The organism is Amycolatopsis nalaikhensis (assembly GCF_030264295.1).
GTDB classification, from domain to species: domain Bacteria; phylum Actinomycetota; class Actinomycetes; order Mycobacteriales; family Pseudonocardiaceae; genus Amycolatopsis; species Amycolatopsis nalaikhensis.
This window is the reverse complement of sequence record NZ_CP127173.1, coordinates 211,111-231,024: the sequence shown is the minus strand read 5'-3', so window position 1 is coordinate 231,024 and position 19,914 is coordinate 211,111. Positions and strand designations below refer to the sequence as shown.

Below are 19,914 nucleotides of genomic sequence, written 5' to 3'. Positions count from 1 at the left end.
GGTTCAGCTCCCTCTGTAGGTCGAATAGGCGAACGGGCTGAGCAGGAGCGGCACGTGGTGGTGCGCGGTGCCGTCGGTGATCCGGAAGGTGAGCGCCACCTCCGGGAAGAAAGCGTCCGGGCCCAGGTAGGCGCCGGTGTCGAAGACCAGGCGGTAGGCGCCGGGCTCGAGGGTTTCCGGGCCGAGGTCGCGGATGCGGCCGTCGTCGTCGGTCTGTCCCTCGGCGATCGGCTTGCCGTCGGCCGTCTCGAACCGGACGGCGATCCCCGGCGCGGGACGGCCCTTCGCCGTGTCCAGGACGTGGGTGGTCACGAGGCTCACGCGGTCACCGCCTTGGCCAGCCGCAGTTCGGCGATCTTCAGCAGTTCTTGCCCGGCCACGGCCAGCTCGGTCGCCGGGTCGTTGTCCAGTCGTTCGCGCAAGATCTTCAGCAGCTCTTCGCCGCTGCGTCCGCTGGCGCAGACCAGGTAGACGTGCCCGAACTTGGCTTCGTACTCGGCATTCGCGGCGGCGAACGCGTCGGCGTTGTCCACACCGGACTGTTCGCTGCGAGACCAGTCGGCCTCGGTTCCTTGCTGCTTCGGCTTTTCGCCGATGCGGGGATGCGCGGCCATGGCCTGCCGGATCTCGTCGTCGCGCAGCGGCAGCTCGGCGGCGGCCAGCAGCGCGTCGCGGCTTTCGTAGGGCCGCCGGTCGAGCAGCGCGTCCACCCAGCGGGGGACGGCGAGGCAGGCCGTCAGCGCCGGACGGACGTCGTCGGCGGTGGCGGTGTTGAAGTCGGTGAGGGTGAGCGGCACGGGGAACTCCTCGTGAGTGGCGTCCCGCTGACCGTACGTCGCCCCCGGAGTTCCGTCAACATTTTGTTGAAAGTGCTGGTCAGTCGGCTTCCCGGTTGAGGTAGTTGTAGACGGTGAAGCGCGTGACCCCCAGCGCGTCGGCCACCGACGAGACGGATTTCCGCAGGCCGAAGGCCCCGCGCTCGCGCAGCAGCCGCACGGCCCGCTGCTTCCCCGCGCGGTCGAGTTCGCCGAGTTTGGCGCCCAGTTCGCGCTCGACGTCGGCGATCAGCCGGTCGAGGGCGTCGTTGAGCGCGACCGGCCCGCCGGACTTCACCCCGGCACGTCCCGGCTCGGCTTGGCGGACCTGCAGGGTCACCTGCGTCGCGCCCGCGTCGAGTGCCGCTTTCGCGATCGCTGGAAGGGCGTCGTAAAGCTCCTTCGCCTCGCCGCGCGCCAACGTCCCGAGCGGCCCGAAGTCCGTCTCCAGTCCCGCTTCCGTCGCGGCGTCGCGCGCCGCGATGGCATGCTCGGGCGGCGAACCCTCGCCGCGGAACGGTTCGCTGGTGAACTCCGCTTCAAGCCGCACGAGGATGACCGTAACGCGCCGCGTCCGTCGTTGACGAGCGGCGCGCGCCGTGGTTACTGTCGTTGTGCGAAACCGCCTTTCCGTACTGTGAAATCGGCGGTGGTCAATCCTCCCGGAGAAGGGTTTTCGGATGGATCTTGTGGTGCGTGCAGCCCGGGCCGTGACGGCCGAGGGCGAGGTTCCGGCGACCCTCGGCGTCGACGGCGGGCGAATCGTCGCGGTCGAACCCGGCGGCGCGTCGCTGACGGGCGACCGCGTGGTCGACCTCGGTGACGACGTCGTGTTGCTGCCGGGTCTGGTCGACACGCACGTCCACGTCAACGACCCCGGCCGCGCCGAGTGGGAGGGCTTCGAGACGGCGACCCGCGCGGCCGCCGCGGGCGGGGTGACCACGATCGTGGACATGCCGCTCAACAGCCTGCCCCCGACGGTGAACGTCGCGGCGTTGGAGGTCAAGCGCAAGGCGGCGGCCGGCCGGGTGCACGTCGACGTCGGCTTCTGGGGCGGCGCGATTCCCGGCAACGTCACGGATCTGCGCGCGTTGCACGAAGCCGGGGTGTTCGGCTTCAAGTGCTTCCTGCTGCACTCGGGCGTCGACGAGTTCCCTCCCCTCGACCCGGACGGGCTCGACGAAGCGTTGCGGAAGCTGAGTTCCTTCGACGCGCTGATGATCGTCCACGCCGAAGACGCGCACGAGATCGACGAAGCTCCGGAGCCGCACGGCGGTCGCTATGTCGACTTCCTCCGCTCGCGGCCGCGGAACGCGGAGAACCTCGCGATCACGCACGTGATCGAGGCGGCCCGGCGCCACTCGGCTCGCGCGCACATCCTGCACCTGTCCTCTTCGGACGCACTGCCGCTGATCGCTTCGGCGCGCCACGACGGCGTCGCGCTGACGGCGGAGACCTGCCCGCACTACCTCAGCTTCATCGCCGAGGAGATCCGCGACGGCGCGACCCAGTTCAAGTGCTGCCCGCCGATCCGGGAGGCGGCCAACCGCGAGCAGCTCTGGCAGGGGCTCGCCGACGGCGTGATCGACTGCGTCGTCAGCGACCATTCGCCGTGCACACCGGAGCTGAAACGCTTCGACAGCGGCGACTTCGGGTTGGCGTGGGGCGGGATTTCGAGCCTGCAGCTGGGGCTCCCGGTGGTCTGGACGCAGGCGCGGCAGCGCGGGTTCGCCCTCACCGACGTCGTCCGCTGGATGGCCGAACGGCCGGCGGCGCAGGCCGGGATGCGCCGCAAGGGGCACCTGGCCGTGGGCTACGACGCCGACTTCTGCGTGTTCGCGCCGGACGAGGCCTTCGTGGTCGACGTCGCGAAGCTGAAGCACCGCAACCCGGTCAGCGCCTACGACCGGCGGCCGCTCGCCGGCGTCGTGCGCTCGACGTGGTTGCGGGGCACCGAAATCACCGGCGACGAGCCTCGTGGCGCGTTGCTGAACCGGGGGGACTGCTGAAATGGAGGCCGCTGTGTCCGACCGTCCCGAGTGGACAGAACTGCCCGACCTCGCGTCGCGCCGCTTCGGCGGGACCGTGATGTGGGCGACCGACGAGCTGTTCGCGGAGAAGGAGAACCTGGTCAACCCGTGGACGCCGGCGCACCGCGCCGAGACGTTCGGCCCGAAGGGCCAGGTCTACGACGGCTGGGAGACCCGCCGCCACCGCGAGCCGGGCGACGACCAGGCGATCCTCCGGCTCGGCCTGGCGGGCACGGTCGCCGGCGTCATCGTCGACACGGCGTTCTTCAAGGGCAACTACCCGCCGTTCGTGTCGGTCGAGGCGACGTCGGTGCCGGGCTACCCGTCGGCGGCGGAGCTGCGGGAGGCGGACTGGGACGTCCTGGTCGACCACGCCCCGGCGGCCGGCCACACGGAGAACTTCTACGCGGTCAACGGTTCGCGCCGGTACACGCACGTGAGGTTGACGCAGCACCCCGACGGCGGCGTAGCCCGCCTGCGCGTCCACGGCGCTCCGATCCCGGACCCGGACCTGCTGGACCTGGACGCGCTCGACCTGGCGGCTCTGGAGAACGGTGCGGTGGTCACCGGTTGCAGCAACAAGTTCTATTCGTCGCCGAACAACCTGCTGTCCCCGGGGTTGGCGGCGCACCAGGCGGAGGGCTGGGAGACGGCCCGCCGCCGCGACGACGGCAACGACTGGGTGACCCTCCGCCTGGCCGGCGCGGGCATCATCCGGTTCGCCGAGCTGGACACGAGCAACCTCAAGGGCAACGCGCCCGGCTGGGCATCGGTGAGCGGCCGCGACACCTACGGCGAGTGGGTCGACCTGCTCCCGAAGACCCGCCTGCAGCCGGACACCCGCCACCGCTTCGCGCTCAAGGACGGCCCGGAGGTGACGGAGGCCCGCCTCGACATCTACCCGGACGGCGGGCTGGCGAGGCTCCGGCTGTTCGGCAGGCTCACGGAAGCGGGTCGGACCAACCTCAAGGCCCGGTTCTCCAAGACGCGGTGAGGTGCCGCGAGCCGCCGGTCTTCTCGGCGGCTCGCGCTCACTTCGCGTCGGGACGGTGGGCCGCGCGTGGCTCGCCCCAGGTCGCCCCGGGCAGTTCGGGGAGACGCAGGCTCGTGCCTGGGCCCGCCGCCGAACTGCTCAGCTTGCCCGCAGCCCGCAGCCCGCAGCCCGCCTGCTCCCCGGCCCGTGCGCGGTCGCTGCCGGAACGCGCCCGACTCGGGGCGCGCCGAGCGGTGTCCGGCCCCGGCGGAGTCAGTTCGCGTCGGGACGGTTCAGGTACGCGGAGGCCAGCGACAGGACGCAAGCGCAGCCGATGATCGCGCTGACCCACCACGGCAAGCCGGCCACGATGCTCCACACGAAGCCCGCCGCCGCCAGGAGGGCGACGAGGATGTTCCGGAGCTGCAGCGGGGTCGGTTTGGCCATGCCGCCAGCCTCTCACGGGCCTCCGTCAGACCTCCGCGCGCTCCCCGGGTTCGAGCAGCACGAGCTGGTCGGCCAGACCGGCCGCCTCGAACTCCTTCCGCAGCTCGTCCGGGCCCTCGCTGAAGTGCTGCCAGCCCCGGAAGTGCAGCGGCACGACCTTCGCCGCGCCGAGCACCTTCGCCGCCTCGACGGCGTTCGCGCTGGTCAGCGTCAGGGGAGCGCCGTCGAAGAAGACCGTCCGGGCCGCACCGGCGAAGAGCACCGCGATGTCGACCTCGAAGCGCGAGGCGATCTCCCGCACCAGCTCGACCGACGCGTTGTCCCCGCTGACGTACACCGTCGGCAGGCCTTCGCCGCGGAGCACGAACCCGGTGACCTCGCCGGTGAACTTCTCGGCGCCTTCCGGTCCGTGCAGTGCCGGGACGGCCGTGACCGTGAGCGGTCCGACGCGCGTCTCCTCCCACGGCGCCAGGCCCTTCGCGGTCCCGCCCAGCCGCTCGGCCCCACTGGGCGTGATCAGGGTCAGCGGCACCGACCCGAGGTACGCGCGCCCCCGGTCGTCCAGGTTGTCCGGGTGCTGGTCGTGCGACAGCAGGACCGCGTCCACCACGCCGACGGCGTCTTCCGTCAGCACCGAGTCCTCGGTCTTGACCAGTACGCGGTTGCCGACGGGGTGGTCGCCGGGAGCGTCGAAGGTCGGGTCGGTGAGCAGCCGGACGCCGCCCAGTTCGAGGAGCGCGGTCGGGCCGCCGGACAACGTGATCCCCAGTTTCTCGGTCATACCCGGGGACAACAGCGGGAACGGGCCCTCTCTTCCCCTAGGGTCCAGTCTGCCTCCGCGAACTGATCACGCCGGTGTTGAACCCGGCCAGGTGCAACCCGCCCGCGAACCGTGCGTGCTCGATCTTCACGCACCGGTTCATCACGACGTCCAGCCCGGCCTCGCGCGCCCGGTCCGCCACCGGCTCGTGCCACAGGCCGAGCTGCAGCCACAGGGTCCGCGCGCCGGCGTCGATCACCTCTTCGGCCACCTGGGGCAGGTCGTCGTGCTTCCGGAACACGCTCACCAAGTCCGGCTTTCCCGGCACGTCCTTGAGCGAGGCGTACACCGGCTTCCCGAACAGCGTCTCCAGCCGCGGGTTGACGAAGTTGATCTCGTAGCGTGTCGACGAGAGCAAGTACGTCGCGACGAAGTAGCTGGGCCGCGCCGGGTTGTCCGACGCGCCGACCAGCGTCACCGACTTCGTCCGGCTCAGGATCGCGCGCCGCTCGACGGCCCCCACCTCGTGCGTCATCCGGCCACCGCCTTGCCGAGGGCCTGGTCCAGGTCCCAGAGGATGTCGTCGATGTCCTCCAAGCCGATCGACAGCCGGATGAGGTCCGGACCGACCCCCGCCGCCGCCAGCTGGTCTTCCGACAGCTGCGCGTGCGTCGTCGACGCCGGGTGGATCACGAGCGTTCGCGCGTCCCCGACGTTCGCCAGGTGCGACAGCAGTTCCACCGAGTCGACGAACTTCTCGCCGGCGGCGCGGCCGCCGTCGATGCCGAACGAGAACACCGCGCCCGGGCCCGCCGGCAGGTACTTCTTCGCCAGCTCGTGGTCCGGGTGCGACGGCAGCCCGGCGTAGGACACCCACGCGACCCGCGGGTCCTGCTCGAGGTACTCCGCGACCGCCCGCGCGTTCGCGACGTGCGCGTCCATCCGGTGCGGGAGCGTCTCGACCCCTTGCAGCAACAGGAAAGCCGAGTGCGGTGAGAGGACCGCGCCGATGTCCCGCAGCTGCTCGGCGCGCAGCCGGGTGCAGAACGCGTACTCGCCGAAGTTCTCCCAGTACCTGAGGCCGCCGTAGCTGTCGACGGTCTCGGTCATCCGCGGGAACTTGCCGTTGCCCCAGTCGAACCGCCCGGACTCCACGACGATCCCGCCGAGCGTCGTCCCGTGGCCGCCGAGGAACTTCGTCGCCGAATGCAGCACGATGTCGGCGCCGTGCTCGATCGGACGGCACAGGTACGGGGTCGCCAGCGTCGCGTCGACCACCAGCGGGATGTCGTGCGAGTGCGCCAGGTCCGCCAGCGCGGCGAGATCGGCGATGCCGCCGCGCGGGTTGCCGATCACCTCGGTGTAGAGCAGCCGGGTCCGGTCGGTGATCGCCGCCGCGTACTCGTCGATGCCGCCGCTGACGAACGTCGTCTCCACCCCGAACCGCCGGAGCGTGCCCGTGAGCTGGGTGACCGTGCCGCCGTAGAGACCGCTCGCGGACACGATGTGGTCGCCGGCCTCGGCGAGCGCGCTGAAGGTGAGGAACTCGGCGGCCTGGCCGCTCGCGGTGGCGACCCCGCCGATCGCGCCTTCGAGGCTGGCGATCCGCTCCTCGAACGCCGCCACAGTCGGGTTCCCGATGCGGCTGTAGATGTTGCCGTACTTCTGCAGGGCGAACAGGTTCGCCGCGTCGGCCGCGTCCTCGAAGACGAAGCTGGTCGTCTGGTAGATCGGCACGGCCCGCGCGCCGGTCGCCGGATCGGGGGTGCCGCCCGCGTGCAGTGCGCGGGTGCGGAAGCCCCAGGTGCGTTCACTCATCGGTTCTCACCGTAACCGTCCTCCCCTCCGGGTGGCCACGCTTCCCAGGAGGTGGGCGAGGCCATTTCGTGCTGTCGAGGGCAGCACGGAATCGAATTGCGTGCGCTACACTCGAAAGTATGAACTGTGCTTTCTGTGGCAAGCCGCTGCCGCACAAGCGCGGAGCCGGGCGAAGCCGCTTGTACTGCGACGCCACCTGCCGGAGTGCCGCCCGGCGGGAGCGCGACCGCGTAAAGGTCGACTCGACATTTCCATCGCGTCAATGCAGGGTTGACATCGTGCCGCACGAGGGGCCGCTGACCGCGGTCGAGGAGGCGTTGCGGAAAGTCCGCGTCGCCGAGGCGGCGCTGCGCGAGGCCGTGGACACGGCCCGGGCGGCCGGGCACACCTGGCAGGAGATCGGCGATCTGCTGGGCACCAGCAGGCAAGCCGCCTTCCAGCGGTTCGGCAGGCCGGTGGACCCGACCACGGGCCGGTCCATGACCGAACTGAAACCGCCGGACGTGATCCACCGGGCCGAAGGCTCGTGACCGAGCTCGTCGACTGCCGGTGGCACGAGGTGTGCCGGGACTTCGACGACCGCATGCGCGAGGCGGTCGGTGAAGAGCAACTGCGGCTCGCCTGGGCTCAGGTGGCCGGCTCGGTCGGCCGGTACGAGGGGCGGGGGGAACCGTATGCGCGGTCCACGGGCGAGTACACCGTCGTCCACATGCCGCTGTCCTTCGAGGCGGGGGAGCGGACCGTGCTGGTGACCTACCGCGAAGACGGCCAGGTGGCCGGGCTGTGGATCCGGCCGCCCGAGGAGTAGCCGGACCAAGGGGGAAACGATGGAACAACGGGGGGAACGATGAAAACGGCGATAGCGGGTGTGCTCGCGGTAGTGACGTCGCTGGTGGCTCCGGCCGCCGACGCCGCCGAACCGCCGACGGCGACCGACCAGCTCGGCTGGGTGGTCGACGCGTCCGGGCGCGTCCCGGTGTCCGATGCCGAAGTGCGGCAGCACATCGCGGAGGTGCTGCTGACCGCGGCCGGGGGCACGGCGGGGGTCAACGCCGCCCTCGGCGGGCTCGGCCGGCTCGAGGTGAAGCGACTCGTCACCGAGACACCGGACCACGTCGAGGCCGCGGTCCACGGCACCACCGACGACTACCTGCTCGACCTGCACGTCGACCAGGCCGGGCTGATCGACGGGCTCCGCTCCACTCCGGACGACCCGGTGCCGGCGTCGTGGCCGGAGCTCGACGCGCAACTCGCGGCGCTCGGCGGCCGCGTGTCCTTCGGCGCGTCGGAGATCCTGCCGGACGGGCGCTGCCGGGACGTCCACGGTGTGCGCGACGACGTCCAACGGCCCCTGGGGTCGGCGTTCAAGCTCTACGTACTGGGCGCGCTGGGCAAGGCGGTCGCCGAGCACAAGGCGTCCTGGACCGAGCAGCTGGCGATCCGCGACGACTGGAAGAGCCTGCCGTCGGGCGTGCTGCAGAACGAGCCCGCGGGCACGCGGCTGCCGTTGTCTGCCTACGCGGACAAGATGATCTCGATCAGCGACAACACCGCCACCGACCACCTGATCCACCGGCTCGGCCGGGACGCCGTGCAGCGGCAGGTCACCGCGTTCGGCAACCAGCGGCCGTCGGCGAACGTGCCGTTCCTGACGACGAAGGCGTTCTTCGAACTCAAGGCGGCGCAGTACCCGGCCCGCGCCGACGCCTACCTGGCGTTGCCGCGCTGGGCGCGCCCGGCGGCGGTCGCCGGGCTGGAACGGCTGCCGCTCACCGGGCTCGCGGGCTGGACAGCACCCGAGAAGATCGACGACATCGAGTGGTTCGGCTCGCCGGACGACATCTGTCGCGCGTTTTCCGGGCTGAAGAAGGAGAACCAGCCGGAGATCGCGCACGCGTTGTCGCTGAACGACGGCGGACTGGGGCTCGACCGGGCGAAGTTCCCGGAGGTCTGGTTCAAGGGCGGCAGCGAACCCGGCGTGCTGACCTTGAACTACCTGGCGCGCACCGCGGACAGCCGGTCGCTGGTCACCAGCGTCATGGTGTCGGATCCGGTCGCCCCGCTGAACGAGAACCACGTCGCGGCGCGGGGAATCGCCGTCGCCAAGGGTGCGGTGGCCCTTCTCGCGGCTACGCTTCGTCCGTGACAGTGCGGTGGAGCCTGACGATCGACTGCGCGAGTCCCCGCGCGCTGGCGAGGTTCTGGGCGGTGGCCCTCGGCTACATCGAGCGGCCACCCCCTACCGGGTTCGCGAGCTGGGAGGCCTGGTTCACCCACCACGGCGTTCCGGAGGCGGAATGGGACGACGGCGCGTACCTGGCCGACCCGGAGGGCGTCCTCCCGAACCTAAGCTTCCTCAAGGTGCCCGAGGGGAAGGTGGTGAAGAACCGCCTCCACCTGGACGTCCAGGCCGGGGGCGGGCGGGAGGTGCCGTGGGACACCCGCTGGGAGCGGGTCGTCGAAGCGGTCGCCCGGCTCACCGCGGCGGGCGCGAAGGTCGTGCGCGAGTACGACCTCGACGGCCGCCCGGACCACATCCTGATGGCGGATCCCGAGGGCAACGAGTTCTGCGTGCTCTGAGCCGTCGATCCGGGCGCCGCCCGTTCGTGTGGTGGGTGGACCCGGACCACGAAGGAGCTGCCATGGCGTTCACGGCCGAAGAGATCGAGTACCTGCGATCCCAGCCGCTCGCCCGCGTCGCCACGCTCGGCGCGGGTGGGCAGCCGGACCTCGTCCCGCTCGCCTTCGAATACGACGGTGAGTACTTCTGGGTCGGTGGCGTGGGGGCGGCGGTGGCGGCGACGCGGAAGTTCCGCAACGTCGCCGCGGGCCGCCGGAAGGTCGCCCTGCTCGTCGACGACCTGGTGTCGCTCCAGCCGTTCATCGCGCGGGCGATCCGGGTGTACGGCGTCGCGGACGACCCCGTGGAACGGACCGGCGTGGTCGGGCCGGGGCTGTACTCGCGGATCACGCCCCGCGTTTCGTGGAGCTGGAACATGGCGGGCGAACCCGCGGGGGAGACCTGGTACGAGCCGAGGAAGGCGGTGCACGACTGATCGATCGATCGCCGGGATGACCGGGATCACGTGCGGGATGGGGGCGTTCGTGTCACATCGGCCGTCGTCGCGGGATCTACTCCTACGACGCCGAGGGGAAGGACCGGGACACGGTGGACGCACTGACCGAGCGTTTCGAGCACGAGCGGCCGAGGCTGCGGGCCGTCGCCTACCGGATGCTCGGTTCGGCGAGCGAGGCCGACGACGCCGTCCAGGAGGCGTGGCTGCGGTTCGACCGCACCGACACGACCGAGGTCGGGAACGTCGGGGCGTGGCTGACGACCGTCGTCGCGCGGGTGTGCCTGTCCATGCTCCGGGCTCGTCGCAACCACCGCGAGGAGCCCTTGGACGGCCGGCCCGAGCCGGGTGAGGAGCGCCGGGACCCCGAGCAGGAGGCGGAGCTGGCCGACTCGGTCGGGCAGGCGCTGCTGGTGGTGCTCGACGCGCTGGGGCCCGCCGAGCGGGTCGCGTTCGTGCTGCACGACATGTTCGCCGTGCCGTTCGACGAGATCGCGCCGATGATCGACAAGACCCCGGCCGCGACGCGGCAGCTGGCGAGCCGTGCCCGCCGCCGGGTCAGGGGCGGCACCGCGGCGGACGCGGACGTGTCCCGGCGGCGCAAGGTCGTCGAGGCGTTCTTGGCCGCGTCGCGGGGTGGCGACTTCGAAGCACTGCTCACCCTGCTCGCCCCGGACGTGGTGCTGCACGCCGACCGGTTCGTCGGGCCGAGCGCGGCTCCGATCGTCCTTCGCGGCGTCGAGAGCGTGCGCAAGGGCGCGATCCTGGCGTCCGAGCGGGCCCGCGCCAGCGAGCTGGCCTTGGTCGACGGCACGCCCGGCCTGCTTTTGGTGCGCGAGGGGCGGCTCGCGGTGGTCCTGGCGTTCCAGGTCGACGGTGACCGCATCACGGGCATCGAGGTCATCGCCGACCCGGACCGGCTGCGAGGGCTGGAGCTGGCCGTCCTGGACTGATCAGCCGAGGGCGGCGCGGAGGCGAGCTTCGCGCTCCGCGGGGGTCTGACGCGGACAGCTCACGCACTTGGGGTTGCCGACTTCGTAGATCAAGCAGCACGAAGCCCGGCGCACGGCGGGTGTGCGGCCCACGTGCACGAAGCGGGGCTTCGGCAGGTCCAGCCCGATGGCGGCGACGAGCGGCTCGGCCAAGGCCATCGCCCGCTCCGGGTCGGGAGTCCACAGGAGCCGGTTGCCGATCGAGTCCGTGGCGATGGCGCCGAGGGCGCGTTCGCGGGCCCCGGTGACGGCGGAGATCGTGGCGATCGCGGTCCCGAGGGCACCGGCCAACGCGGCGCCCAGCTCGCGCAGCCCGCCGGAGAGCGGCCGGGTGGACCGGGCCCCGAGGAAGCGGCCGTCGGCGACGAGGTCGAAGCTCCATGGCCTCGAGCGACGGGTCGGCCAGCGACGGGTGGCGAGCGGCGTCCGGTGCGAGCTTCCCCCGGCGGTCGGTGGAGACCGAGGCCGGGTTCGCGTTCGTCGGGTGTCGATCAACCGGTTCCGTGTCGCCCGGCCACCAGCTGACCAGGCTTTCCACCGCGGGCGCCACCAGCACCGACGAGAGGGAGTACCACCAGATCGTCCCCAGCACCTCCGGCCGCGCGCAGCCGTAGAGCTTCGCCGCGCCGCCGACGCGGGCCCGGACCCACTCCGCGTCCGCGAGCAGGCTCGCCGGGGCCGTCCAGTCGGGCTTCACCCCTCCAGCCTTCCAGACTCACACGCGGCGGTACGTGGAGACGGTGAACGACACCGTCACCACCTGGGGCTCGGTGAGGGCGTCCAGGCGCTCCCGGCGGCCGCCACGGTCCAGGTGGAAGGCCGTCGGTCCCATCTCGACCGCCTGGCGGACCTGCTGCGGCGTCAGCTCCACGCGCTGCCGGACCGACGTCCGGTTGGTCCGGGTGAAGTAGGCGCCGAGCGTGGCGTCGAGGCGTTCGTCCTTGCGCTCGTCCACCGACAGCACCAGGTCGCCCAGCTCGTCCAGGTGGTCCGGGGCCGGGGCCGCCACCGTCAGCAGGCCGCCCGGGCGCAGGACGCGGTGGAACTCCGGGCCGTTGCGGGGCGCGAACACGTTCAGCACCGCCGACGCCACCCCGTCGCCCACCGGCCACCGCTCCCACAGGTTCCAGACCGCCGCGCCCAGCCGCGGATGGGCGCGGGCCGCGCGGCGCAGGGCCACCGCCGACACATCCAACGCCAGGCCCGTCGCCGCTGGGGCCGCGTCGAGCACGTGCGCGAGGTAGTAGCCGGTGCCCGCGCCCGCGTCGATCACGAGACCGTCCGCCGATGCGCACACGCGGGCCAGCTCGTCCGCCAGCGCCCGGTAGGCACCCGACGCCAGGAAGTCCGCGCGCGCCGCGACCATCGGGGCGGTGTCCGCCGTGCCGGCCGGGATTCGCGCGTGCAACAAGTTCACGTAACCCTGTCGCGCTAGATCGAACGAGTGGCCCTGGTCGCAACGCAGCGTGCGACCGGCTGCCCCGATCGGGTCGCCGCACACCGAACACCGCAGCGCCGCGACGACGTCGGGTGGCAGTGAGTCATTACCGCGGCCGCTCGAAGTCATGGCGGTATTCGACCACGACGTTTCGCAACCGGACACTCCAGCACAGGTCCCGGGAAACCTGCCCGTAACAACCGGGCGCGGACAGTTCACGCGGGTGAAACGTCGCGCGCCGCCCCGTGAAACACCGCGCGCCAAAACTGCCAACGCACCAACCCAGGGCACGGGAGGACGATGTGCTGAACGCAGGAGACACCGCGTGGGTATTGGCCAGCGCCGCGCTGGTCATGCTCATGACCCCAGGACTGGCGTTCTTCTATGGCGGCATGGTCCGCGCGAAGAGCGTCCTGAACATGCTGATGATGAACTTCATCGCGCTGGCCGTCGTGGGGGTGCTGTGGGCCCTGTACGGGTTCACGATGTCCTTCGGCGACGATGCCTTCGGCGGCTTGCTCGGTAACTTCCACTTCGCCGGCCTCGAGAACACCTTCGGCAAGCTCGCCGGGTTCGCGACGGCCGCCACCGACACCAGCCCCGCCGTCGCCTGGCCCGGCTCGGACGGCCTGCCCGTCCTCGCGTTCGTCATGTTCCAGCTGATGTTCGCGATCATCACCCCCGCGCTGATCTCCGGCGCCATCGCCGACCGCGCGAAGTTCTGGGGCTGGACGCTGTTCGTCGTCATCTGGGTGACGATCGTGTACTTCCCGGTCGCGCACTGGGTGTTCTCCTTCAACGGCTTCGTCGGCGAGAACTCCGTCGGCGGCTGGATCGCCAACAACTTGAAGGCACTCGACTTCGCCGGTGGTACCGCGGTCCACATCAACGCCGGTGCCGCGGGTCTCGCCCTCGCGATCGTGCTCGGCAAGCGCAAGGGCTGGCCGAAGGACACCGGCCGCCCGCACAACGTGCCGTTCGTGCTGCTCGGCGCGTCCCTGCTGTGGTTCGGCTGGTACGGCTTCAACGCCGGTTCGGCGCTGGCCGCCAACGACCTCGCCGCCGTCGCGTTCACCAACACCACCGTCGCCACCGCGGCCGCCGTCCTCGGCTGGCTGGTCGTGGAGCAGCTGAAGTTCGGCAAGCCGACCACCCTCGGCGCGGCGTCCGGCGCGGTCGCCGGTCTGGTCGCCATCACCCCGGCGTGTGGTTTCGTGAGCCCGCTCGGGGCCATCGCGATCGGCCTCATCGCCGGTGCGCTCTGCGCGCTCGCCATCTCGCTCAAGTTCAAGTTCGGCTTCGACGACTCGCTCGACGTCGTCGGCGTCCACCTGGTCGGCGGCATCGTCGGCACGCTGCTCATCGGCTTCTTCGGCACCACCAGCGTCAACTCGCTCGGCGCCGACGGCCTCTTCTACGGCGGCGGGTTCACCCAGCTGGGCCGTCAGGCACTGGCCGCGGGCGCGGTGCTCGCGTACTCCTTCGTCCTGTCCTTCATCATCGGCTTCGTGATCAAGAAGGCGGGCGGCTTCCGCGTCAGCACCGAGGACGAGGTCAGCGGCATCGACGAGGCGCAGCACGCGGAGAGCGCGTACGACTTCACCGGAACCGGCGGTGGCCTCGGCCACCCGACGACCATCCCGGTCAAGTCCACCCCGGCCGCGAAACTCGAGGAGAGCAAGGCATGAAGCTCATCACGGCGATTGTGAAGCCGTTCACGCTCGACGACGTCCGCTCCGCGCTGGAGCAGCTGGGCGTGCTGGGCATGACGGTCAGCGAGGTCCAGGGTTACGGCCGCCAGAAGGGCCACACCGAGGTCTACCGCGGCGCGGAGTACTCGGTGGACTTCGTGGCCAAGCTGAAGATCGAGGTCGTCACCGACGACACCAACGTCGAAAAGGTGCTCGACGCCATCACCACGGCCGCGCACACCGGCAAGATCGGCGACGGCAAGGTGTGGGTGACGCCCGTCGAGACGGTCATCCGGGTACGGACCGGCGAGCGCGGCACGGACGCCCTATAGGCGACCGGGACATGGCCGACGGGGGCGAACTGGTCAAGGCCACCGAGCGACTGCTCGAGGGCAGGCACGGGAGGCTGGGGGCGTCCGCTTTGCGGGCGGCCCTGGTCGACCTCTACGAGTTCTGGCTGGGCAGGGGAGCCTCGGCGGCCGGCGTCGACACCGCGGAACCGGGTGTCGCGCTGGTCGCCGTGGGCGGGCTCGGCCGCCGGGAGCTGGTGCCGTTCTCCGATCTCGACCTGCTGCTGGTGCACAACGGCAACAGCGGCGTCGGCGAGATCGCGGACGCGCTCTGGTATCCCTTGTGGGACGCGAAAGTCGGGCTGGACCACTCGGTCCGCACGCCCGGCGAAGCGCTGAAGGTCGCTTCCGAGGACCTTCGCGTGGCCATGGGGCTGCTCGACGCCCGGCACCTCGCCGGGGACGCCGAGCTGAGCGGGCGGCTGGTTTCCGCGGCGCGCGACCAGTGGCGTCGCACCGCGCGCAAGCAGATCCCCGACATGACGGCGTCGGTCCGGCAGCGCTGGGCCCGCAGCGGGGAGATCGCGCAGTCCGCCGAACCGGACCTCAAGCACGGCCGGGGCGGGCTGCGGGACTTCGCCGTCCTGGAAGCCTTGGCCGCGGCGCAGCTCACCGCGCGCCCGGGTGAGGAACTGTTGGAGGCCAAGGGACTGCTGCTCGACGTCCGCACCGAACTGCGGCGCGAGATCCGGCGCGAACGGGACGTCCTGTCCGCCCCGGAAGCCGAGCTGGTCGCCGCCGAGCTCGGGTTCGGCGACCGGTTCACGTTGGCGCGCAAGCTTTCCGGTGCGGGCCGCACGATCGCGTACGCGCTGGACGTCGCGCTCCGGTCCACTGTGGAGCCGCCGAAGGCGCGGTTCGGGCGGCGCCCGTCGCGGACGCCGCTCGCGGAAAACGTCGTCCTGCACGGCAACGAGGTCGCCCTGGCCCGTGACGCCGTCCCGGCGAAGGATCCCGCGTTGCTGCTGCGGGTCGCCGCGGCGTCGGCGCGGACCGGCAAGCCCATCGCGCTCGGCACGCTCAAGGCGCTCGCGGAGTCGGCGCCGGAGCTGCGCGCGCCGTGGCCGCCCGAGGCGTTGAACGCGCTGGTGGAGCTGCTGGGCGCGGGGGAGGGCCTGGTCGACGCGGTCGAGTCGCTCGACCGGACCGGGCTGTGGTCCAGGCTGTTCCCCGAGTGGGGCGCGGTCCGCGACCTGCCGCCACGCTCGCCGGTGCACCAGTGGACGGTCGACCGGCACCTGATCCGCACCTGCGTCGAGGCGGCCAAGCTGACCACCACGGTCTCGCGGCCGGACCTGCTGCTGATCGGCGCGCTGCTGCACGACATCGGCAAGGGCCGCGACGCCGACCACTCGGAGCTGGGCGCCAAGATCTCCGCGCAGGTGGCGACTCGGCTGGGCCTCGCGCCCGCCGACGTCGCGACGGTATCGGCGATGGTCCGCCACCACCTGCTGCTGCCGCACACGGCGACACGCCGCGACATCAGCGAGCCGGCCACGGTGGCGCGGGTGGTGAAGACGCTCGACAGCGATCTGGTCCTGGTCGAGCTGCTGCACGCGCTGACGCAGGCCGACTCCCTGGCGACGGGCCCCGGCGTCTGGACGGACTGGAAAGCGCGGCTGCTCGCCGAGCTGGTCTCCGGCTGCGAGGAAGTTCTGCACGGCAAGGGGTTCACGGCCCCGGAGCCGATGGACGCCGAACAGCGCGAGCTCGTCGCGGCGGCGGTGGCGTCGGGCACGGGCGAGATCCGGATCAGCGCGCACGGCAAGGTCGTCACGGTGCTGCTGGCCGTCCCGGCCCGAGCGGAGCTGCTCGCCCCGGCGGCGGGCGTGCTGGCGCTGAACTCGATGGAGGTGCACTCGGCGGTCCTGCGCGGCCACGACGGCGGGCGCGCGGGGGTGTTCACGGCGTCCCCGAAGTTCGGTTCCCTGCCGGACGCGACGCTGCTGCGCGAGCAGTTCGCCCGCGCGGTGGCGGGAACGCTGCCACTGACCCAGCGCCTGGCGGCGAAGGAACGGGACTACGGCACGCTCGACGCGCCTCCGGTCGCCCCGAAGGTCCTCTGGTTCGACGACGAGACGAGCGGCCCCGACACTGTGGTCCTCGAGCTGCGCGCAGCCGACCGGATCGGGCTGCTGTTCCGGGTGGCGGGGGCGTTGCGCCGCTGCGACGCGGAGGTCCGCTGGGCGAAGGCGTCGACGCTCGGTGGTGCGGTGGTGGACTCGTTCGCGGTCACCCCGCGGAGTGGCCGCATCGAGCCCGGCTGGCGTCGTGAGGTGGAGCAGGCTGTGCTGGCTGCCGCTTCCTAAGCGGTCGTTCGAAGCCGCGGGCATTCCGCGGCTTCGAACGATGCGGTAACTCCTGTAACAAAGTGCACTTGCTCACCGAGATCTCCCGCATGGCCGGGACCAAAATCCAAGCAGCGGAGCATCCCGTCGTCGAGATCTTCGACGACCCTTATCAATTCACCATCCCTCGCTACCAGCGTCCCTACGCTTGGACGACGGAGCAGGCCGGGGAGATGTTCGACGATCTCCTCGCCGCCTCCCAGGCGAAAGATTCGCTGTCCGAGTCGGATCCGTACTTCCTGGGGAGCATCGTCCTCGTCAAAGCGGAGAAGCATCCGCGTGCCGAGGTGGTCGACGGGCAGCAGCGCCTCACAACCTTGACGGTGCTCCTCAGCGTCCTCCGCGACTACGTCTCGCCGGGCTTCGCCGCGTCCCTCGAGAAACGAATTTTCCAGGAGGGCGACCCGGTCAAGGGCACCGCCGATCAACCCCGCCTTCGGCTGAAGGATCAGGACCAGGGGTTTTTCGAAAAGTACATCCAGGAGCGAGCGGGCAACGATTTGCTGTCCGGGCTCCAGGACGTGAGGCCGGACAGCCGCCTCCGACTGGTCGAGAACGCGCTCGTGTTCAAGTCCCGATTGAGCGCCTTGCCGAGCGCCGACCGCGAGCGACTGGTCTCGTTCATCTACGGGTACACGTACCTCGTCGTCGTGGCGACTGCCGACTTCGAGTCCGCCTACCGGATCTTCTCCGTGCTCAACGAGCGCGGCCTGGATCTCACGCACACGGACATCCTGAAGTCGGAGATCATCGGCAAGATCCCGGAGGCCGACCAGGACGCCTACACCAACAAGTGGTCTCACGAAGAAGACGACCTCGGCCGCAGCGACTTCGGTGACCTCTTCTCCCACATCCGCATGGTGTACGCGAAGACGAAAGCCCGGGAGTCGATCCTCAAGGAATTCCGGGCGTCGGTGCTGCACCGCGTACCCGACGGGAAGAAGTTCATCGACGACGTGCTGGTTCCCTTCTCGGATGCCTTCGAGGTGGTCACGCGCGCGAGCTACGCCGGGGGACCGGGCGCCGAGGAGATCAACTGGCTCCTGGGCTGGCTGAAACAGTTGGACAACACGGACTGGGTTCCCCCGGCGATCAGCTACTTCAGCCGGCCGACCGCCGATTCCGCGGCGCTGCTCCGTTTCCTGGTCGACCTCGAAAGACTCGCAGCCAGCATGCTCGTTCGCCGGGTCGACATCACTCGGCGGGTCGAGCGGTACGGCCGCGTCCTGGACTGGATGGAAAAAGATCACGACCTCTACTCCGCGGAGTCCCCGTTGCAGCTTTCCGGAGAAGAGCAGACGGAAACCCTCGCGAAGCTGGGCGCGGAGATCTACACGGTGACGAGGATCCGCTTATACGTGCTGCTGCGCCTCGACTCGGCCTTGTCGGACGGCGGAGCGGGCTACGACGGCTACCCGTTGATCAGCGTGGAGCACGTCCTCCCGCAGTCCCCGGCCGCGGGCAGCGGGTGGACCAGCACGTTCACCGCGCAGGAACGGGCTTACTGGGTGCATCGGCTGGCGAACCTCGTCCTGCTTTCGCGACGGAAGAACTCCCAGGCGAGCAATCTCGAGTTCGAGGCGAAGAAGACCAAGTACTTCGAGAAGACGAGCTGGCCACCGTTCGTGCTGACTTCCCAGGTGCTCGCGACGGATGGGTGGACCCCGGCCGTCCTCGAAGAGCGTCAGGAGATCCTCCTGAAGGTGCTCAGCAACCTCTGGCGGCTGGACGCGGCCGCGTCCTAGGCGGTCGCCGTGCCGTCGACCACCTGGTTGCGGCCCGCGTCCTTCGCCCGGTACAGGGCCTTGTCCGCGGCCTGCAGCAGGCGGTCGACGGCCGTGCCGCCGTCGGGGTACGTCGCCACTCCGATCGAGGCCGACAGGTCGCCGATCACGCGCGTGCGGCTGCCGTCCTCGTACTCGACCTTCAGCTGCTCGATCGCCGACCGGATGCGCTCCGCCACCGCCAGCACCGCCGCCGGGCCGATGTCCGGGAGCAGGACCACGAACTCCTCGCCGCCGAAGCGGCCCACCGAGTCGTAGTCGCGGACCGCGGTCTTGATCGTCGCCGCCACCGCGCGCAGCACCGTGTCGCCCGCCAGGTGGCCGTGCTCGTCGTTGATCAGCTTGAAGTAGTCCAGGTCGATCATCAGCACGCCGAACGTGCTCCGCGTGCTGCGCTGGGCGCGCGCCAGCTCACGCGAAGCGAGCAGGTGCCAGCCCGTCGTGTTGAACAGGCCCGTCTTCTCGTCGGTCGTCGCGGCGATCTCCAGCTGCTTGATCAGCACCGCGCGGTGCAGCACCAGCAGCGGCGGCACGATCGCGAGCGTGAGCGCGGGCAGCGTCGCCAGCGTCAACGCCGTCAGCATGCCCAGGCAGAGCGTCGCGACCTCGAGGAGGTTGTCGCCGAGGCCGCCGAAGAACGCCTTCACCGACCGCGTCGTGATCGTCAGCGCCGGGAGGATCGTGATCGCCGCGACCAGGAAGTACGTCACCGCGGCCAGCGCGATGGCCGTGACGCCGCGCCAGCCCGCCGTGAGCGCCGCGTACATGTCGCTGACGCCGAGCCTGGCGAGCACGAAGTCGGCCGAGTAGCAGGTGACGACGACCAGCGTCGCGTTCAGCGTGGTCCGGAACGGCGGCACGCGCTTCATCCGCGCCAGGCTGCGCGTCGCCAGGTGCACGTACAGCACGGCGATCAGGGCGGTGCCGAGGGCGGGCGGCAGGAGCAGCACGCCGGCGAACGTCCAGACCGACGTCAGGTTGATGTGCGGGGTGTCCGACACCAGCCGCCGGACGCGCTCGACCTGCCTGCCCAGCTCCGCCTGCAGCACGCCGAGCCCGGCCAGGACGCCGAAGACCACCAGGTCCCAGGCCCGCACGGGCACGACCGCGGCCGTCCAGACGGTCGCCACGAGCGCGACGGATTCGACCAGGAAGCAGTAGAAGACCAGCGACGGGCGCTGCTTCCACAGGGTCCAGTGAGCAGGGTCGAGCACCCCACGGATCCGGCCCACGCGGGGCTCGGCCGGCCGGGCGCCGTCCATACTCAAGGCGGTGCAACTCCCCTGGGTGATCCGACGATCCGCGTCCACCCCATCACACCGGGCGGCCGCGATCGATGATTGCCACACGATCGGAGCAGTGAAGGGAGGCCGTCGCCATGCGCAACCGCGAGT

Annotated in this window: 21 protein-coding genes and 1 pseudogene; 12 read left to right on the top strand and 10 right to left on the bottom strand. The window is 70.9% G+C overall.

Annotated features, from left to right (window positions below):
• Positions 1-3: 3 nt before the first annotated feature.
• The 3 genes from uraH to QP939_RS01190 all read right to left on the bottom strand — a co-directional run bounded on the left by uraH (position 4) and on the right by QP939_RS01190 (position 1,365).
• Complete coding sequence (gene uraH, locus QP939_RS01200) at positions 4-321, bottom strand: hydroxyisourate hydrolase (RefSeq protein ID WP_285454604.1); 318 nt, start codon at positions 319-321, stop codon at positions 4-6.
• Positions 318-797 carry a 2-oxo-4-hydroxy-4-carboxy-5-ureidoimidazoline decarboxylase gene (uraD, locus tag QP939_RS01195; RefSeq protein WP_285454603.1) on the bottom strand — a complete coding sequence of 160 codons (480 nt, stop codon included), beginning with the start codon at positions 795-797 and terminating at the stop codon, positions 318-320. Before uraD ends, uraH begins: the two co-directional genes overlap by 4 nt.
• A gap of 79 nt (positions 798-876) precedes the next feature.
• Positions 877-1,365 carry a helix-turn-helix domain-containing protein gene (locus QP939_RS01190; RefSeq protein WP_285454602.1) on the bottom strand — a complete coding sequence of 163 codons (489 nt, stop codon included), beginning with the start codon at positions 1,363-1,365 and terminating at the stop codon, positions 877-879.
• A 130-nt stretch (positions 1,366-1,495) separates the two neighbouring features.
• Here QP939_RS01190 and allB point away from each other — a divergent pair, with 130 nt between their 5' ends.
• Complete coding sequence (gene allB, locus QP939_RS01185) at positions 1,496-2,824, top strand: allantoinase AllB (RefSeq protein ID WP_285454600.1); 1,329 nt, start codon at positions 1,496-1,498, stop codon at positions 2,822-2,824.
• A gap of 1 nt (position 2,825) precedes the next feature.
• Positions 2,826-3,839, top strand: coding sequence for an allantoicase (gene alc / locus QP939_RS01180; protein WP_285454599.1), 1,014 nt, complete (start codon positions 2,826-2,828; stop codon positions 3,837-3,839).
• A 252-nt stretch (positions 3,840-4,091) separates the two neighbouring features.
• Here the strand turns inward: alc and QP939_RS01175 are convergent, their stop codons facing one another.
• Genes QP939_RS01175 through QP939_RS01160 form a run of 4 tightly spaced genes read right to left on the bottom strand, consistent with a single transcriptional unit; the run spans position 4,092 to position 6,843 of the window.
• Positions 4,092-4,265: a hypothetical protein gene (locus QP939_RS01175; protein WP_285454598.1), complete on the bottom strand. Its 174-nt coding sequence runs from the start codon at positions 4,263-4,265 to the stop codon at positions 4,092-4,094.
• Positions 4,266-4,290: 25 nt separating this feature from the next.
• On the bottom strand, positions 4,291-5,046 hold the full coding sequence (locus QP939_RS01170) for an MBL fold metallo-hydrolase (protein ID WP_285454597.1): 756 nt from the start codon (positions 5,044-5,046) through the stop codon (positions 4,291-4,293).
• Between the two features lie 37 nt (positions 5,047-5,083).
• Positions 5,084-5,560, bottom strand: coding sequence for a CoA-binding protein (locus tag QP939_RS01165; protein WP_285454595.1), 477 nt, complete (start codon positions 5,558-5,560; stop codon positions 5,084-5,086).
• Entirely contained in the window at positions 5,557-6,843 is a 1,287-nt protein-coding gene (locus QP939_RS01160) for an O-acetylhomoserine aminocarboxypropyltransferase/cysteine synthase family protein (RefSeq protein ID WP_285454594.1), read from the bottom strand. Before QP939_RS01160 ends, QP939_RS01165 begins: the two co-directional genes overlap by 4 nt.
• Positions 6,844-7,121: 278 nt before the next feature.
• Here QP939_RS01160 and QP939_RS01155 point away from each other — a divergent pair, with 278 nt between their 5' ends.
• The 6 genes from QP939_RS01155 (at position 7,122) to QP939_RS01130 (ending at position 10,870) form a co-directional block, all read left to right on the top strand.
• Positions 7,122-7,373, top strand: coding sequence for a hypothetical protein (locus tag QP939_RS01155; protein ID WP_285454593.1), 252 nt, complete (start codon positions 7,122-7,124; stop codon positions 7,371-7,373).
• Positions 7,370-7,651, top strand: coding sequence for a DUF3887 domain-containing protein (locus QP939_RS01150; RefSeq protein ID WP_285454592.1), 282 nt, complete (start codon positions 7,370-7,372; stop codon positions 7,649-7,651). The genes QP939_RS01155 and QP939_RS01150 overlap by 4 nt, the downstream gene beginning before the upstream one ends.
• Before the next feature lie 39 nt (positions 7,652-7,690).
• Positions 7,691-8,989: a serine hydrolase gene (locus tag QP939_RS01145; RefSeq protein ID WP_285454590.1), complete on the top strand. Its 1,299-nt coding sequence runs from the start codon at positions 7,691-7,693 to the stop codon at positions 8,987-8,989.
• Positions 8,986-9,423 (top strand): VOC family protein, encoded by a 438-nt coding sequence (locus tag QP939_RS01140; protein ID WP_285454589.1) that lies wholly within the window; start codon positions 8,986-8,988, stop codon positions 9,421-9,423. The genes QP939_RS01145 and QP939_RS01140 overlap by 4 nt, the downstream gene beginning before the upstream one ends.
• 62 nt (positions 9,424-9,485) lie before the next feature.
• On the top strand, positions 9,486-9,899 hold the full coding sequence (locus QP939_RS01135) for a PPOX class F420-dependent oxidoreductase (RefSeq protein ID WP_285454588.1): 414 nt from the start codon (positions 9,486-9,488) through the stop codon (positions 9,897-9,899).
• A gap of 113 nt (positions 9,900-10,012) precedes the next feature.
• The gene (locus tag QP939_RS01130) at positions 10,013-10,870 is read left to right on the top strand and encodes a sigma-70 family RNA polymerase sigma factor (RefSeq protein WP_285454587.1); all 858 of its coding nucleotides are present in this window, start codon (positions 10,013-10,015) and stop codon (positions 10,868-10,870) included.
• On the opposite strand, the pseudogene QP939_RS52150 reads toward QP939_RS01130, so the two are convergent.
• Positions 10,871-11,606 (bottom strand): annotated as a pseudogene (locus QP939_RS52150) ((2Fe-2S)-binding protein).
• A gap of 18 nt (positions 11,607-11,624) precedes the next feature.
• The gene (locus tag QP939_RS01115) at positions 11,625-12,476 is read right to left on the bottom strand and encodes a putative RNA methyltransferase (protein ID WP_352249991.1); all 852 of its coding nucleotides are present in this window, start codon (positions 12,474-12,476) and stop codon (positions 11,625-11,627) included.
• Positions 12,477-12,649: 173 nt separating this feature from the next.
• On the opposite strand from QP939_RS01115, the gene QP939_RS01110 reads away from it, so the two are divergent.
• The 4 genes from QP939_RS01110 to QP939_RS01095 all read left to right on the top strand — a co-directional run bounded on the left by QP939_RS01110 (position 12,650) and on the right by QP939_RS01095 (position 18,481).
• A complete protein-coding gene (locus tag QP939_RS01110) occupies positions 12,650-14,035 on the top strand; it encodes an ammonium transporter (RefSeq protein WP_285454585.1) in 1,386 nt (461 codons plus the stop codon).
• The gene (locus QP939_RS01105) at positions 14,032-14,370 is read left to right on the top strand and encodes a P-II family nitrogen regulator (RefSeq protein ID WP_003103060.1); all 339 of its coding nucleotides are present in this window, start codon (positions 14,032-14,034) and stop codon (positions 14,368-14,370) included. Before QP939_RS01110 ends, QP939_RS01105 begins: the two co-directional genes overlap by 4 nt.
• 11 nt (positions 14,371-14,381) lie before the next feature.
• Complete coding sequence (locus QP939_RS01100; RefSeq protein ID WP_285454584.1) at positions 14,382-16,697, top strand: [protein-PII] uridylyltransferase; 2,316 nt, start codon at positions 14,382-14,384, stop codon at positions 16,695-16,697.
• A gap of 68 nt (positions 16,698-16,765) precedes the next feature.
• Positions 16,766-18,481: a DUF262 domain-containing protein gene (locus QP939_RS01095; RefSeq protein WP_285454583.1), complete on the top strand. Its 1,716-nt coding sequence runs from the start codon at positions 16,766-16,768 to the stop codon at positions 18,479-18,481.
• Here QP939_RS01095 and QP939_RS01090 read toward each other — a convergent pair.
• Positions 18,478-19,782 (bottom strand): GGDEF domain-containing protein, encoded by a 1,305-nt coding sequence (locus QP939_RS01090; protein ID WP_285454582.1) that lies wholly within the window; start codon positions 19,780-19,782, stop codon positions 18,478-18,480. The two genes, QP939_RS01095 and QP939_RS01090, sit on opposite strands and share 4 nt — an antisense overlap.
• Positions 19,783-19,914 lie beyond the last annotated feature (132 nt).

Excerpts from the sequence above, each read along its gene's own strand:
- allB (WP_285454600.1), top strand. The coding sequence starts at position 1,496 with ATGGATCTTGTGGTGCGTGCAGCCCGGGCCGTGACGGCCGAGGGCGAG.
- alc (WP_285454599.1), top strand. The coding sequence starts at position 2,826 with ATGGAGGCCGCTGTGTCCGACCGTCCCGAGTGGACAGAACTGCCCGAC.
- QP939_RS01175 (WP_285454598.1), bottom strand. The coding sequence starts at position 4,265 with ATGGCCAAACCGACCCCGCTGCAGCTCCGGAACATCCTCGTCGCCCTC.
- QP939_RS01170 (WP_285454597.1), bottom strand. The coding sequence starts at position 5,046 with ATGACCGAGAAACTGGGGATCACGTTGTCCGGCGGCCCGACCGCGCTC.
- QP939_RS01165 (WP_285454595.1), bottom strand. The coding sequence starts at position 5,560 with ATGACGCACGAGGTGGGGGCCGTCGAGCGGCGCGCGATCCTGAGCCGG.
- QP939_RS01160 (WP_285454594.1), bottom strand. The coding sequence starts at position 6,843 with ATGAGTGAACGCACCTGGGGCTTCCGCACCCGCGCACTGCACGCGGGC.
- QP939_RS01145 (WP_285454590.1), top strand. The coding sequence starts at position 7,691 with ATGAAAACGGCGATAGCGGGTGTGCTCGCGGTAGTGACGTCGCTGGTG.
- QP939_RS01135 (WP_285454588.1), top strand. The coding sequence starts at position 9,486 with ATGGCGTTCACGGCCGAAGAGATCGAGTACCTGCGATCCCAGCCGCTC.
- QP939_RS01115 (WP_352249991.1), bottom strand. The coding sequence starts at position 12,476 with ATGACTTCGAGCGGCCGCGGTAATGACTCACTGCCACCCGACGTCGTC.
- QP939_RS01105 (WP_003103060.1), top strand. The coding sequence starts at position 14,032 with ATGAAGCTCATCACGGCGATTGTGAAGCCGTTCACGCTCGACGACGTC.
- QP939_RS01100 (WP_285454584.1), top strand. The coding sequence starts at position 14,382 with ATGGCCGACGGGGGCGAACTGGTCAAGGCCACCGAGCGACTGCTCGAG.
- QP939_RS01090 (WP_285454582.1), bottom strand. The coding sequence starts at position 19,782 with ATGGACGGCGCCCGGCCGGCCGAGCCCCGCGTGGGCCGGATCCGTGGG.